Annotated in this window: 7 protein-coding genes; 6 read left to right on the forward strand and 1 reads right to left on the reverse strand. The window is 37.3% G+C overall.

Annotated features, from left to right (window positions below; translation table 11 throughout):
* Window positions 1-39: 39 nt before the first annotated feature.
* A complete protein-coding gene (locus QZL88_RS15390) occupies window positions 40-2,559 on the reverse strand; it encodes a SusC/RagA family TonB-linked outer membrane protein (protein WP_363927650.1) in 2,520 nt (839 codons plus the stop codon).
* A gap of 528 nt (window positions 2,560-3,087) precedes the next feature.
* Between QZL88_RS15390 and QZL88_RS15395 the strand changes: the two genes are divergently transcribed.
* From QZL88_RS15395 to QZL88_RS15420, 6 genes are all read left to right on the forward strand, one after another.
* Window positions 3,088-3,756 (forward strand): helix-turn-helix domain-containing protein, encoded by a 669-nt coding sequence (locus tag QZL88_RS15395; protein WP_296942527.1) that lies wholly within the window; start codon window positions 3,088-3,090, stop codon window positions 3,754-3,756.
* Between the two features lie 240 nt (window positions 3,757-3,996).
* On the forward strand, window positions 3,997-6,723 hold the full coding sequence (locus QZL88_RS15400; RefSeq protein ID WP_296942529.1) for a two-component regulator propeller domain-containing protein: 2,727 nt from the start codon (window positions 3,997-3,999) through the stop codon (window positions 6,721-6,723).
* 303 nt (window positions 6,724-7,026) lie between these two features.
* Window positions 7,027-9,576 carry a hypothetical protein gene (locus QZL88_RS15405; RefSeq protein ID WP_296942531.1) on the forward strand — a complete coding sequence of 850 codons (2,550 nt, stop codon included), beginning with the start codon at window positions 7,027-7,029 and terminating at the stop codon, window positions 9,574-9,576.
* Between the two features lie 184 nt (window positions 9,577-9,760).
* Complete coding sequence (locus tag QZL88_RS15410) at window positions 9,761-12,031, forward strand: GH92 family glycosyl hydrolase (RefSeq protein ID WP_296942533.1); 2,271 nt, start codon at window positions 9,761-9,763, stop codon at window positions 12,029-12,031.
* Window positions 12,032-12,060: 29 nt separating this feature from the next.
* A complete protein-coding gene (locus tag QZL88_RS15415; protein WP_296942535.1) occupies window positions 12,061-13,704 on the forward strand; it encodes a glycoside hydrolase family 76 protein in 1,644 nt (547 codons plus the stop codon).
* A gap of 23 nt (window positions 13,705-13,727) precedes the next feature.
* Entirely contained in the window at window positions 13,728-16,844 is a 3,117-nt protein-coding gene (locus QZL88_RS15420) for a TonB-dependent receptor (protein WP_296942537.1), read from the forward strand.
* Window positions 16,845-16,855: the final 11 nt, after the last annotated feature.

Below are 16,855 nucleotides of genomic sequence, written 5' to 3' on the forward strand. Positions count from 1 at the left end.
AACTTTCCAAGGGGTCAATTTAGATTGGCGGATGGGGGTCTATTTTAGTGTTATTTCCACTTGGCCAAGAGCGGCATCTCCTCCATTGTCTGTCAGCTTGGTATTAGCATAAGTATATGTTGCGCCCAGATTGTAGCGTACATTGCCAATCTTGTCTGACCAGGTAAAACTGCCCTCGAATCCATTCCCCTTAAATTTACCCGCATTATGTTGAGGCGCTTCGTCTCCTAATATTGAAGGATAAGCATTTCTAACAAGCATATTGTTATTCTTTTTCCAGAAATATTCGACGGTACCATTCAATCTTCCGCCGAAGAAGCCGAAGTCCAGCCCGATATTATAATTGTGTATTCTTTCCCATGTACGGTCCTGGCTAACTAACTTACCATTAGTGTCTATATAAGTAACTTTCCCATTCCCGATTAATGCTCCGGAACCCGAATATGCATTATATAGCTGTACTCCGTCATAAAGATCGATTCCGCTTTGATTTCCCACGTTTCCGTATGAAGCTCTCAGTTTCAAATTACTAACATAATTGCTTAGATCTTGCATGAATGCTTCCTCCGATATACGCCATCCGGCAGAGGCTCCCCAAAATGCAGCCCAACGGTTATCCGATTGGAATTTGGAAGAACCGTCGTAACGGAACTGACCTTCCAGCATATATTTACTTTGAAAAGTATAATTGATCCTTCCAAAATATGACATGATGGCCTCCTGATTCTTTTTGGCCCTGTCATCCTTATTATCAGGATTTATTATCCATGATGTTCCTTCTCCATTCGGAATTTCCAATCCCGGCATCACATTATCAGTACGGCTGTATGAGTATTCATACTCTTTCATATTATATTGTGCACCCCCCATAACTTTTATGTCATGATCTTTTGCAAAAATACGGCTCCATTCCAGATATCCCGACAGAGAGTAAAAGTCTGTTCTGGAATTTGTTTTTGTATAGAAGCTTTTATCTTGAGTGGGGGCAGTTCGTATAACACGTGTCCCGGCATAATTATACCAATCAATTGATTTTGATACAATATCGCGTGTGGATGTTGATGTATTATAGCCTAGTGTTGCAACTGCTTTTAAATCTTTTGTTAAAGAATAGTTGAATGATTCGCTTATATTGATAGCTGAAACTTTCAGTTTGTTTTCTCCTCCAAGTTCTGCATACCAGTTAGGAGCACCCCATGTACCCCATGCATACGGTTTTCCATCGACGGTAGATGACGGGAATCCCGGCTGCTGGATGGACGTAGCTAAAACGGAACCAACTTGGGACGGGGCCACCTGGTCCTGCCGATTATATGCTATAACCGATTCGAGCGAAAGGGCATTCGTCAATTTGAACGAATTGCTCAGGCGGAAGTTGTACCGATTATTATTGTTTTCTCCCCATTTCAGGTTACTATCATCGTACATATAACCCAAAGACGCGCGATATGTGGCTTTATCACCTCCGCCTGATATGCTCAGCTCATGTTGTGTAGAAGCTGCTGTCCCCCACATAATATCGTTCCAATTGGTATCGAAAAATACATAATCGGCTACATCGGTGAAAGCTCCGGATATAGGGTTACTTGCATGATCGAGGTTGATATAGCTTCCTTTATTGGCTAAAGCCAGTTTTGCATATCGCATCCATACATCATCGTTATTATAACCATCGTTAGTCCGTGCCTGTACTACAGCGTCAGCCCATTGGGAGAGACTCATCATTTCCGGCATTAATCCTACAAATTTTGCAGAGACTGAGCCGTTATATTCTACCCGGGTTTTACCTCCTTTGGCTTTTTTTGTTTGCACCAATACAACACCTCCGGCAGCCTTACTACCATATATAGCCGCAGACGCATCTTTAAGGAAGTTGATAGATTCTATATCCGATGGATTTAACAGGCGAAGTTCATTGGCACTCTCATATTCTATTCCATCGATGATGATCAAAGGCGATGTCGCATTTCTGGATACAGCTCCACGAAGGCTCATACTCCAGCTTTCGTCACCGGGAGCCGATGAGGAGCGAGTAATAATAACACCGGGAACTTGTCCTTGCAAAGCCTGTAAAGGACTTGACAAGGTACCTTTGTTTTCCATGGCTTTTCCGTCTACCACGGCAACAGAACCTGTTAGTGTTTCTTTCTTTTGGGTACCATATCCAACTACCACTACTTCGTCCAAGAGTTGATTATCCTCTTCTAACACGATGTCGATATTTGTTTTGTTTTGGATACTGACGATTTGTTCTTTGAAGCCAATAAAGCTAAATCTTAGCTGTGTAGCTCCCTGAGGCATATTTATTGTATATGCTCCGTCGATGTCAGTCATCGCGCCCACGGTGGTTCCTGTGGCAGTTACAGAGACACCGATAAGAGGGTCACCAACTTTATCGGTAACTTTTCCTTTGATCGTCCGGTTTGTCTGATTTACGGACAGATTCTCATTCGAATAATTAGCATGTAGGAAAGAATTGCATATACTGCATAGCATAAAGGCAGCGGTGAATAATGCAATTTTGTTTTTCCGGAATTTAGAATTAGGTTTTACATTCATATTTCCATGTATTTATTATTTAATTATTATGATTTATCAGATTACTATATCAAGATAGTAAACAGGGGAGTCATTTTTTATGGTATCATTCAGGTTAACTTTTTCTATATATTTATATTCATATTTTTCGTTAGGGATCTTTCATGATAGTTTATGGTTTATTCTGTTTTGAGTATTTGTTAACGAAACAAAAATACTCAGAGTAAATTTTATTTTGTCTTTTTTGAAGGGCTTAATAAGTCCTGAAAAAATATTTCGGATTTGATTGTATGAGTGCAAAATTATTTATGGACTCCTTTTTGCATGCTGTTTTCATCATAATCTAAGAAGCTGTTTGAGTTATGACGGAGTATTTGACTATTACAAGTGAAGTGTTTCAGTGCAGCCGACGGAAGGAGGCGACCACAGCGCGAAGCTACTATCACTTACTTCTAAAATGTTAAAATTTTGTATGAATAGAAATTCCGTTTATCTATAAAGAAACTAATTAGCCAATTAGCGAATTGGCAAAGTAATAAATTAATTATTATGGCAAAGTACAGTACGGAATTGACAGAAAAGATTGTAAGCCTGCTTGAAGACGAATTTTTCACCGTGTCGCAGGTATGTAAGGCAACAGGCATCAGCCGTGAGACATATTATTGCTGGATGAATACCAGAGGCGATTTCCGCAGCGAAGTGGAACAGGCGGTAGCGCGCCGCGAAGCGGAACTGATGACGGTGATGCATTCTTCGCTGAAAAAGAAACTTGAAGGCTATTACACCACGGTAGAAAAAGATATCTATGTCCCCAATGGGCATACAGGCGAACTTGTTTTCAAGCAAAAGACAGTTACAAAAAAGGAATGCCCGCCCGACCTTCGCACAATAAAGATGCTGCTTGACAGACAGGATAAGGATAGCCCCTCCCGACCTCCCCAGAGGCAGGAGAAAGCTGCTAAAGAATGCACAATGAAGGATGAAGTCGGAACTCTGGAAAAAATAGAAGAAGCAGATAATAGTATAGATCAAAAACCGGCGGAAGAAATATTGGAAACCTGCGCGGAGGCCATCACAGAGTTTCCCCCGAAAAACGAACATATAAAAAAGGGTATGCAAGTACTTACATCTTCTCAAAAAAGAAAGGGCGAACACAAAAAGAAGAAAAATATGACAACCGAAAAAATTAAGAAAACTGTCAGATGTGTCAGGTTTTAACCAAAACAGATAAGTGGTATAATTAAAACAGCTTCTTAAAAACCGACTGTAAATATTGTAATCAGTGAAATATTTCTTACTTTAGATTTTTATTTTACAACGAGAGTATTATTGTTTTTTAAGAAGAAATAATAAAGAAGGTAAGTCTGAGAAGCGAAATTTAGTCTGCTGTATCTGCTATTATTAATAACTTAGATAAAGTCTAATAGAATTTGATGTTAATTTCCCGCTAATTTGAGAATGAAGAATTTATTTCTTATAGTTTTTGTATTTTTATCTGGTTTGTCCTTATTTGCTGCAGATGGTTATTCTTTCAGAAACCTTACTGTAGAACAAGGACTAACAAGTAATACAATAAATTGTATACACAGGGATTATAAGAACTTCATCTGGTTGGGGACTGCAAACGGGCTTAATAGGTTTGACGGCACTACAATCTTATTTTTTGACGAATTCAAAGATAAATCGATAGTCTCAATTATCGAACCTGATACTACAAGTCTGTATATACTTTCCGAAAGAGAATTGTATAAATATGATCGGAGACTAAGAAAGAACATACGTTTATCGTTTACTAACGATGATAATGTTTCTTTTAAAAAACTTGCTTTTGATAAGAATAAGAATGTATATATATTGAGTGATAAGGGGGTATATCTTTTGAGGGAAAATAGCCTTATAGCTTCTCTTCTGAAAAATCCTTCATTCGAAAAAAAAATAATAACGGATATACATGTAGATGACAAAAATAACTGTTGGCTTACTTGTTTGGGAGCGCTTATCAAATATAATCCGGATTCGAACCAAACTCTGAATTTTGAAAATCCCTCCGATAGCAAGTTCTCATGTTTGATTGGTGTGAACAATAAATTGTATATCGGTACTCAAAGCAGTAAGGTTATATCCTTCGATACAAATTCTGATACATTTACAGATGTGGCCTCAGTAGAAACATCTTATATACAGACCATAGCCTATCATAATGATCACTTATATATAGGAACCAATGGAAATGGCCTGAAGGTGTTAAATCTTAAGGATAAAAATATATCGACAATAGCACAAAATACTTCACAAAAGAATACATTAAGTTCCAACGCCATATATTCTTTATTGATTGAAGATAATATGTTTTGGGTAGGGACTTTCTCCGGTGGATTGAATTATGTGCCTTCCCATGAGAATAATTTTAAAACGTTAGATAACCGATATTTTAACTCTTCTTTTCTGAATATCAGATCTTTCCATATTGATAATTATGGTTTGGGAGTTTATGGCGCCCGCAACGGATTTATTTATAACCAAAACGGAGAATTTCAATGGTTTACTATTGATAATACCCCGGATCTAAAATCAAATATAATTTTATCGATCTTACCGTTCAATGGCGACTATCTTATAGGCACTTACGGAGGCGGCCTTAATTTCTTCGAAACCAGGACAAAGTCGATAAAAAGATTCGATAACAGTCCTGTTTTTTCAGAGGCATCGTTCTATTCTATTATTAAAGGAGACGATAGCACTTTATGGTTTGGCACCTTATCAGGTCTGATAAAATATGAATTTGACAATAAGAAATATACTGTTTATAATACTCAGAATTCGGATATCATATCCAACGATATATATAGTTTATTGAAAGACTCTTCGGGGAGAATATGGATCGCGACAAGAGCAGGGATATGCTATTTTCAGGATGGCGTTTTCAAGCAACCTGCCTCTATCGACCTGTCTTTTATTGGGATAGTCCGCACTCTGTTTCAGGATTCTGATGATAATATATGGTTAGGGTGTGAGAACCAGGGTGCTATTAAAATATCTCGTGATTTAAGTTCTTATAAGAACTACACCATACATGATATCTTACCGGATAATTATGTTTCTTCTATAATAGAAGGGGCGCGTGGTAAGATATGGATGGCTACCCCGAAAGGAATAGTCTTATATGATAACAATTCGTCCGGTTATAGAATATATTCTTTGCATGACGGCATTTCCAGCTATGCTTTCAATGATGGAGCCGTGCAAAAAACAGAGAACAATGTATTATGGTGGGGTAACGAGAAAGGGCTTCTGTCTTTAGATTCTATTAATGTAAAAGATGATTATAAGAATAACATCCTCATCACTAAAGTTGTAATTGATGGTTTCCCCGAAGATTATGAAATACGAAAATTATCCGAAGCTCCGGAATATAGTAGGACAATAGAATTGCCTTCTTCACAAAAGAATCTTATATTCAAATTTTCTGACTTCAAATATGATTATCCTTCCTCTATTGTTTATGAATATAAGTTGGAAAACTTAAAGGATAGTGCATGGCATAAAACCATAGCCGGAAATGAGATTCTGATACCGGATATTCCGAGTGGCTCTTATATCCTGAAAATCAGAAAAGCCGGAGATCATTCGTCCGAAAAGATGTTTGTGGTTTATAAAGATAAATCATATCTGATTTATTGGGTTTTGTTTATAATAGTAATTATAGCTTTCTTGTTTATTTACACCTATAAATGGTTTATACGAAAACTAAGGAATTATAAAAATGCGGCAAAAAACAGGGATGACACAACTAAAGCAAAATACCAGAACCAGAAAATAGAAAAAGATGAATTGGAGAATATAAAATTACTGCTCATACAGTATATGGAAGATGAAAAACCATATCTTAATCCGGAACTTAAACTTGACGATATTGCGCAAGCTATCAATTGTCCGAAAACGAAAATATCGCAGGTCTTAAATCAATACCTGGATACTAATTTTTCTAATTTCATTTCTAAATACAGGATCGAAATGTTTAAGGAAAAGGCTGCGGAAGGACTACTTCATCAATATACACTCAGCGCTTTAGCAAAGGAATGCGGATTTAGTTCGAGGAGTTCATTCTTTCATACGATGAAGAAACTTACAGGACAGACCCCTTCTGAATTTTTGAAGGATACCGGCATAAATATCAAGGATTAATGCAGGCGTGTATATGTAGAAGGATTATTTGATTTTTCATTATTCGTGGAGTGCCGGGCTCAAGCTCTTACAAGAGGGGGATTTATAGGAGTTTCTTCTTTTTAATGGGATCTGTATTGAATAGGACACAAAATTATCAATATTTAAGGGTTTAGTTCCCGGATTATATAAGCTTTCTTTTGGTCAGTCCAATTACATTTATCACATAAAAATGAAAAGGATTGCTATTATAAATATGAAAAAGTTAATTAAGTATCTTAACATTGTAGATTATACCCGATTCATTACTTTTGCCATTAAGAAATGAGAAAAGCTCGTGTATATTTACTGTTAATACTACTTCTCGCATGTAATTCTATAGGATATAAAGCTTACGCCAAGGAATTGCAGGGAGGGCTTTATTTCCAATCACATACAGTGATACCAGAAGAACGGACATCATTGAACCTGACACTGGACAAAGCCTCACAACTTAAAGATGGTTTAATCCTGGATTTTGAAGTGCTTCTGAGAAAAGAAGAACATAACTATGGCTATATAACCCGTATTATAATCAATGATACACTCAATGTCGACCTCTTGGGAAACAATGGGTGGGGCAATAACCAACTTTCGCTGATAAAAGGCAATCAGCATATAATAGATTTGCAGAATCTGGAGCTGGTCTCCAAATATTCTGCGGCAGATTGGTTAAATGTAAGGTTGGTCATTAACCATAAGGAACAAAGAATTCAATGGTTCTTGAATGGTAAGGAAGATCGAGCAATGGTCGTTTTACCTCAAGTAAACAATGTCCAGATCGTTTTTGGGTTAAGTTCCCTAAAACAATTTAAGAGTACTGATGTGGCCCCTATGAGCCTTCGTAATATTACAATAAAAAATATAAAAGAGAGGCTTATAAGAGATTGGAGTTTACAGAAGCATGGCGAAGGGGAAACTTTCGATGAAGTAGAAAACGCGCGAGCTGTAGTCAAAAATGGAATTTGGTCTATTGATGACCATATAAGGTGGAAAAAGCTCGTGTCTTTTTCTCTACCCCAAGGTAATGGGCAGATAACACCATATCAGAAAGCTGATGATATGGGGCTTTTTGCAATACAGAAAGATACAATCTATCAGTATTCTATAACAAACAACGGATTGAGTAAAATACATGTAAGAGGAGGTATTCCCTACAATGCTACCATACCGAGTTTAATTTATGATAATGTCGATAATATCCTGATTTCATATACACTAGAAGATGAAAATTTCAATGTTTTCAATTTTCATACAAAAGAATGGGATAAGAGTAAATCAGATATACTTCTTTCATATCTTCAACATGCAAATTGTTATATCGAAGACAGGCAAGAGTTGGTCGTATTTGGAGGATATGGTTTCTATAAGTACAATGCAATCTTACAGATACATCGTAAAGACACTTCTGGCTGGGAGAAAAAAGATTTATCTCAATTTATTGAGCCTCGGTATATGAGCAGTATGGGCTATATGGGAGATGGGAAAATACTATTGATGGGTGGTTATGGCAGTAAATCGGGTAAACAAGAAGAAACCCCTCAGAGTTATTACGATCTTCATTTGATTGATTTGGATCGAATGTCTGTTAAAAAAATATGGGATTTTTCGAATGAAAAACTGGAAGTATTTGGGAGTTCAATAATAGTAGATGATGATAAAAAATCATTTTATACCCTATCTTTTGCCAATGATAGAGCTCATACATTTCTCAAACTTAATAAGTTTGACCTTAATGCTCCAAACAGGGTGTTGCTGGCAGACTCCATTCCTTTCCTTTTTCACGATACAAAGTCATATAGCAGACTGTTTTATGATAAATCTAACTCACAGTTTTTCGTAGCCCTTATCAGTCAAAATGGAAACAGTGAATCTCGAGTAGAATTATATGCATTAAAATATCCGGCTTTTCAAACTGCGGATGTGATTCAAATTCCCCAAGTGACAGCAAAAAGTAATGCTAGCTCAAAAATACCTATTGTAGCCATTGTTTTTATTCTTGCCATTTTAATGACTTTAGGTACTTGGCTGTTATTCAGACGCAGAAAATTACAAAGGATGGACAAAAAAGTCTCTCAGCCGGTACTTCATGAAGAACAGAAAAAATCGACAATACAACTTCTGGGCAGATTTCAGGTTGTAAATGCTAAAGGAGAAGATATCACATTACATTTTTCGCAAATATTACGAAATCTGCTTTTGTATATACTACTCTATTCGTGTAGAGATGGTAGTGGTGTGACATCGGAGCGATTAACTGATATTTTCTGGGCTGGAATGAACAAGAGTAATGCGATGAACAATCGGAATGTCAATCTTAGTAAACTCCGTCTGTTGTTGAAAGAAATAGGAGATATAAGCATATCTCATAAAAATGGTTATTGGCAGTTAACGATGGATGATAATATCTCTTGCGACTATATTGAGATTTTAGATCTGTTAGGGAAAATAAAATCCAAGAGAACTATTTCCTTAGATACATTGAATCGAATTTCGGAATTGGGCCGAAAAGGAGATTTGCTTCCTGATATAACAGAAGAATGGATTGAGAAATTCAGATCAGAATATTCTATACTTATATCCGATGTTCTTTTAACTGCAGTCGAGTATCCGGAGGTGAAAAAAGATTTTATTCTACTGTTGAATCTTGCCGAAACAATGCTCAGTTTAGATTCAATTGATGAAACTGCAATACAATGCAAATGCTATGCCCTCTATCACCTCGGAAAAAAAGGTATGGCGAAACAAGTATATGAATCCTTCTGTGATGATTACATGCGTATACTTGGAACTAAGCCTGATTTTCTCTATTCAGAGATCATTGATAAAAAATAACTCTATTTTTATTGTATTTATTTTTGTTTGAGTATATGCCTTAATGTCAGACTTATATGCTTTGCTGGTATTGATAAATAATGAAAGATTAATTCCTATTAAGTCATGGTTAAGCCCCGGTTAATAGGGTGAGGCTACCTTTAGCCTATACTAATTTATGAGAACAAATTATTAGTCTTTCACTATGAAAAATAACCTTCAAAAGATAGTCCTTACAGAACTGTTATTTCTTGCAACGATTCAGATAAGCTGTAGTCAAAACAACTTCCACCAAGAAATAGAGCCAGTAAACTATGTTAATCCTTATATAGGAAACATCAGCCATCTATTAGTCCCTACCTATCCGACAATACATCTGCCGAATGCCATGCTTCGAATATATCCCGAGCGGGCAGACCTGACAGCAGACCAGCTTCATGGCTTGCCTATGACTGTTACCAGCCATCGCGGTGCATCGGCTTTTAATTTAAGCCCAATACAAGTGAATAACTCAAATCTCAGTCCCGTACTGGACTATTCATACGATTTGGAGGAAATAACTCCGTACTGCTATAATGTGTTTTTAGATGAAATGAATATTGCTGTAAAATTTGCGCCTTCATATCAGGCGGCTGTGTATTCATTTGTTTATGAGGATAAAGGAGATGATAATTCTTTGATTATAAATTCTAGAAACGGCTATGTCGCAGCAGAAGCTAATACAATAGAAGGCTGTCAACATCTTGATGACAAAACTACAATATACTTTTTTGCAGAATTAGATAATATTCCTCATAGGATAAACAAGGTAGATGGCAAAAAAGGGAATAGAGCAGACGGAGAAAATGCCGCTCTTATACTAAACTTTGGAGCAAGAGATACAATTTCTATTCGCTATGGAATTTCTTTTATTAGCGTAGAACAATCCAAACAGAATCTTGCAAGAGAAATACATACATATGATGTAAATAATGTGGCCTTAGCCGGGCGAAAAATTTGGAACGAGACTCTGGATAAGATCCAGATCAAAGGCGGTACTGAAGATCAAAAGATTGTATTTTACACTTCTCTCTATCGCACTTATGAACGAATGATCAATATATCGGAAGATGGACAATATTTTAGCGCATTTGATGGGCAAGTACATAACGACCAAGGTATTCCTTTCTATACTGACGACTGGATATGGGATACTTATAGGGCGACTCATCCCTTGCGAATATTGATAGAGCCTGAAAAAGAACAAAATATGATCCGTTCATTTATTCGTATGGCAGAACAATCTCCTAAACAATGGATGCCAACATTTCCGGAAGTTACAGGTGACAGTCACCGCATGAATGGGAATCATGCTGTAGCTACAATATGGGATGCTTATTGTAAAGGACTAACTGATTTCGACCTGGAGCAAGCATATATTTCATGCAAAGGAGCTATAACTGAAAAAAGCCTTCTGCCATGGACCAAAACAAGCCTCACGGAGTTAGATTTATTTTATCAGCAAAAAGGTTATTTTCCGGCTCTTAATGAAAATGAACCGGAAACATGTACGCAAGTACATGGCTATGAAAAACGTCAATCCATATCTGTAATACTTGGTAATAGTTACGATAATTGGTGCTTGGCCCAGATTGCAAAAACGTTAGGATATGAAGATGAATATGCACAATTCATGAAGATGGCTTATTCGTATCGCAATGTATATAACAAAGAAACCGGTTTCTTTCATCCTCGACATATCGACGGCAATTTTATAGAACCTTTCGATTATCGATTTTCCGGAGGTCAGGGAGCTCGTGCTTATTATGGTGAAAACAACGGATGGATTTATCGTTGGGATGTACAGCACAATCCTGCAGACCTTATTGACTTGATGGGAGGACGAATGAATTTTATAAAGAATCTGAATCAAACCTTTCGGGAACCAATAGGAAAGGCAAAATTTGAATTCTACTCTACTTTACCGGATCATACCGGAAATGTTGGCCAGTTCTCCATGGCAAACGAACCTTGCTTACATATTCCATATCTCTACAATTATGCAGGGCAACCATGGATGACCCAAAAACGGATTCGAACACTACTTAATCAATGGTTTAGAAATGATTTGATGGGAATGCCCGGCGATGAAGATGGCGGAGGTATGACTGCATTTGTTGTCTTCTCTGCTATGGGATTCTATCCGGTTACTCCGGGTCTTCCGATTTATAATATTGGTTCACCTCTATTTGAAAATATAAAAATTGATCTCGGTAATGATAATTTTTTTGAAATTATGGCTATAAATGCTTCAGACAAAAACAAATATATCCAATCAGCTGCACTAAATGGTAAACCATGGAATAAGCCCTGGTTCAGTCACCATGATATAAAAAATGGAGGAAAATTAGAATTAATAATGAGTGATAAGGCATCTATGGAATGGGGAACAGGTGAAAAGGATGTCCCTCCGTCTGCGGAACCTTTGATTAAATAAAATTTATTGTTTAACCTAACCAAAATAAAATGAAAAAAATTAGACTTTGGGCTATTTTAGTCATAACAGCCCTGATAAGCTGTTCTTCTACAGATCCTGTATTTGTTGCGGAAGGCTCCCTCGCTCCGGAACTCATATCAGGAGCTGTTTATCGAATTACTCCATATTTGGATGAAAGTAAAAGTATTTCTGTTAAAGATGCATCTTTTTCTGATGCCACGGGCATTGTAGCATGGACAGAAACAAATGTTAATTCACAGCGATGGAGGCTAAACAAAGATGAAAGTGGAAACTTCTACTATCTAACTAATGTGTATACCGGCAAATCAATGCACATTGATTCTCCGGCTTCTTTAGGCGCAAATGTAAAACAATACACAAAAGAGAATACGTACAATTACAAATGGATAATATCGGAAACGGAAGAAAGTGGAGTTTATTTTCTCAACACAGCATTATTAGCGAGTGAAAATAAACTGTATCTGGAAATTTCTAAAAACTCGGACGGGAGCAATATTGAAGAAGGTGTAGCTGTGAAAACATTTATCAAAAGAAACGGAGAAGATGCATCTTTACAAAAATGGAAATTAGAACGAGTTTCGGAAGTTCCTAACCGTTTTACATCGGCAATGAGAGATGAAATGGTCAGAGCCTGGAAGGCGCAATATTACCGGAAAGCACAAAACGTCGGGTATACGCTGAGTGATGCAAACCGTTTGGCAAATGAGAGTCATGTATGGCAAGACTCCGAAATCTTTGAAATTGTGTTGGATGCTTATGAAACTACAGCAGATGCATCGTTCAAAGATATGTTTGATCAGCTCTATCGAAATTTTATTTACGAAAATGGAAGCAACTGGTTATATAATCCGTTCAATGATGATATTACCTGGATGGTTATAGCTTGCGTGCGAGCACATCTTCTTTTTGGTAATCAGGAATACCTGAATGTTGCAGTCGAAAACTTTACACAAATGTATGACAGAGCTCTAATGCCAGAAGGCTGTCTAAGATGGTGCGAAAAAGAGGAAGAACGTATCAAGACCAATTCATGTATCAATTCTCCGGCTATAGTGGCTGCATGTTACCTGGCTCAGGCTACAGGAGATGTATCATATTATGAAAAAGCAAAAGGAGTGTATGATAAACAAGCTCAGTATCTCTACGATGTGGCTACAGGTATGGTCTATGATTGTGTGACAACAGACCATTTCAATCCGTGGAAATGGGCTTCAACTTACAATCAGGGAACGTTTTTAGGTGCGTCTATGATGCTTTATGAATATTATGGAGATAATACATATAAAGAAAATATGCAGAAAACAGCAGAGTATACAATACAGCACTTTAGCGATAATAATAATATTTTATTTACTCCTGATGAAAATGGAGCTAATGATCGTCCGGGATTCAAAGGCATCCTGATGAGGTACATGAGACAATTTATCAATAACTATGAAATACCCGGATATGCAGACTGGATGGAAGCTTGCGCATTGCAAGCATATAACAATAAGAATACGAAAGGATTGGTTTGGACAGACTGGACTAAAAAAGCGACGGAAAACATGGTCTATGAAAGCGCAAATACAACAGAATACTATGCAACTGACCCATGGGGCACTTCTACAGCGGTATCTATAGCTGTAAATCTTCCATTAATTCAGAAGTAAAAAGGACCTTAAATTTTCAAAAAATGAACAAAATAACAAAACTGATTCTAATATTAGCATTATTCTGCTTTGATATCACAATCTATGCTCAATCAGGAGAAACAATAACCGGACGTGTTATAGACGAAAAAGGCGAATTGTTGATCGGTGTAACTGTAAAAGAAGTTGGTACAACAAATGGAATAATTACCGATGTTAATGGAGTATATACGTTGAAAGTTACGAGTAAACGTTCCACACTTAATTTTTCTTACGTAGGATTCGATTCACAGGATATTTTGCTAGGGAATAGCGGCAATGTAATAGACGTGGTTATGAAAGAATCTAAAACGGAATTGGATGAGGTTGTTGTTGTCGGATACGGCACACAACGCCGTATTAGCACAATAGGGGCACAAGCGAATGTGAAACTTACAGATATAAAACAACCTACGGCAAGTTTGAGTACATCATTAGTAGGTCGATTGGCAGGAATCGTAGCTGTTCAACGTACAGGAGAACCGGGAAAGGATAATGCGGATATCTGGATTCGAGGTATTTCAACTATGGGTAATTCAAATCCATTGGTATTGGTTGATGGGGTTGAGCGTTCATTCAACAATATTGATCCTGAAGATGTTGAATCCCTTACTGTATTGAAAGATGCCTCTGCAACAGCAGTTTATGGAGTAAGGGGTGCTAACGGTGTTATCCTTATAAAAACAAAACCAGGGATTTCGGGAAAAACATCCGTTTCGGTCGACTATTATGAAGGTATTACACGATTGACCAAAATACCTAAATTGGCAAGTGGCACCACTTATATGCAAGCTGTAAATGAAGCATTACGTAATGGCGGAAATGCTCCGAAATATTCCGAAACTGAAATATTAAATACTAGTTTGGGAACAGATCCATTGTTGTATCCGAATGTAAACTGGATGGATGAGGTATTTAATGATATAGGTCACAACCGTAGAGCAAATATCAACGTACGGGGGGGAGGGCAGACTTCTAATTATTATGCTTCTGTCAGTTATTACGACGAGCAGGGGCTGATCAAAAGAGACAAGTCTGAGTCGTATAATTCACAAATAGGGTATTCCCGATATAATTTTACAACAAATTTAAATATAAATGTAACCCCCACTACCAAATTGGATGTTGGTGCTTCAGGCTATTTGGGTGAAGGACGAAGTCCTCACGAATCTACCAATGTAATATTCAGAGAGGCTATGACAACATCTCCTGTAGATTTACCGGTAATGTTTACAATAAATGGTAAAGATTATATCCCATATACTCAGCCAAACTCGGGATTCAACAATCCATATGTAGGTGCTACGAAACGAGGCTTTAAAACAGTCACAAACAGTCAGATATACTCGAATTTGAGATTGACCCAAGACTTGAAATTTATTACCGAGGGTTTAAACTTATCAGGAATGTTTGCTTTTGATACGTACAATTCCCGTACAGTAGATCAGGGTAAAGCAGAGTCGACTTATTATTGGGCCGATAAAAGCAACCCGTATGACCGGTATGGGAATCCGATATTAGTACAAACATATGAGGGATCTAAAACTCTTGGCTATGAGGTCAACAGCGAGGGGAATAGAAAAAGTTATCTGGAGGCATCATTAAATTATTCCCGTGCATTCGGAGAACATCGTGTGAGTGCATTATTCCTTTACAACCAAGAGGATAAAGTAGAGACATTTAAGAATACAAGCATTATGCAAGGGCTTCCTTACAGATCGAGAGGACTTGCAGGACGCCTGACATACTCATGGAATGATAAATATTTTGGAGAGTTTAATATTGGATATAACGGATCGGAGAATTTCTCTCCGAACAAACGTTATGGAACTTTCCCTGCATTCGGTATCGGTTGGGTTCCATCCAATGAGGCATTTTGGAAACCAATTAGCAATGTGGTTTCTTTCTTCAAAGTCCGTTATACAAATGGTTTTATAGGGAATCAAGCTACCCCCAAACGCTTTTTGTATCTGGAATCGTTGGAGTATAGCGGAGGCAGAGGTTATACATGGGGTAACGACAGGCGGGAGGTTGATGGCTATAACGTGTTGAATGAAGCTGTAGATGTGACATGGGAAAGATCCCATAAACAAGATCTCGGTTTCGATATAAAATTGCTGAAAGATGATATTTCAATTGTTGTAGATCTATACAAAGAACGTCGCAAAGGCATTTTCTTAGATAGAGGGGCAGTTCCTGGTTTTATTGGTCTTACAGCAACACCTGTAGGTAATTTAGGTATTGTCGACAATAAGGGGCTGGAACTAGATTTAGAATATAATAAAAAGTTGGGTAAAGATCTGTTTGTAACCCTTCGGGGCAATTTTACCTATTCCAAAAACAAGGTTATAGAGAATGACCAGCCGGAACAGATGTATCCATGGATGGATAAAAGAGGTCACAACACATTAGCCCGGTGGGGATTAATTGCTGATGGATTATACACACAAGATGAAATTAATCAGATTAATGCATGGGAGGCTTTATCAGATGCAGAAAAGGCTAATACTTCCCGCCCTTTTCCAACTCAATTTGGAGCAGTACAGGCTGGAGATATTAAATATAGGGACTTGAATGGAGATGGTCAGATTGATACTTATGATGAAACTAAGATAGGTAGGGGAGATGTGCCTGCCATTGTCTATGGTTTTGGATTTAATATTCAGTATAAGAATTTCTCCGTAAGTACCTTGTTTCAAGGAACTGCACAGGCGGATAGATGCCTTACAGGTCTGGGTATTCAACCATTCTCCGGATCGGGAGGAGAGGGTAATTTGTTTTCTAATATTACAGATCGTTGGAGTGAGGATAATCCTAGTCAGGATGTATTTTATCCACGGCTGGCATATGGTGCCGATAAGAATGAAAACAATTTCAAGACTAGTACATGGTGGCAAAAAGATGTTAGTTTTTTACGATTAAAATCTTTACAAATAACATATAGGTTGCCGAAGAAATGGACTAATTCTGTCTTACTAAACAATGCATCTGTTTATGCCATGGGAACCAATCTATTTACTATCAGTGATTTTAAATTGTGGGATCCCGAACTGAATACAAATAATGGGACTCTCTATCCTAATATTTCAACATACACGATTGGTATAAACTTTAACTTCTAAACTAAAATATC

Source organism: uncultured Dysgonomonas sp., from assembly GCF_900079725.1.
In the GTDB taxonomy this organism is placed as follows: domain Bacteria; phylum Bacteroidota; class Bacteroidia; order Bacteroidales; family Dysgonomonadaceae; genus Dysgonomonas.

Bases quoted from the DNA above. Each gene is read 5' to 3' on its own strand.
- QZL88_RS15390 (WP_363927650.1), bottom strand. From the start codon at position 2,559: ATGAATGTAAAACCTAATTCTAAATTCCGGAAAAACAAAATTGCATTA.
- QZL88_RS15405 (WP_296942531.1), top strand. From the start codon at position 7,027: ATGAGAAAAGCTCGTGTATATTTACTGTTAATACTACTTCTCGCATGT.
- QZL88_RS15420 (WP_296942537.1), top strand. From the start codon at position 13,728: ATGAACAAAATAACAAAACTGATTCTAATATTAGCATTATTCTGCTTT.
- QZL88_RS15410 (WP_296942533.1), top strand. From the start codon at position 9,761: ATGAAAAATAACCTTCAAAAGATAGTCCTTACAGAACTGTTATTTCTT.
- QZL88_RS15415 (WP_296942535.1), top strand. From the start codon at position 12,061: ATGAAAAAAATTAGACTTTGGGCTATTTTAGTCATAACAGCCCTGATA.
- QZL88_RS15400 (WP_296942529.1), top strand. From the start codon at position 3,997: ATGAAGAATTTATTTCTTATAGTTTTTGTATTTTTATCTGGTTTGTCC.
- QZL88_RS15395 (WP_296942527.1), top strand. From the start codon at position 3,088: ATGGCAAAGTACAGTACGGAATTGACAGAAAAGATTGTAAGCCTGCTT.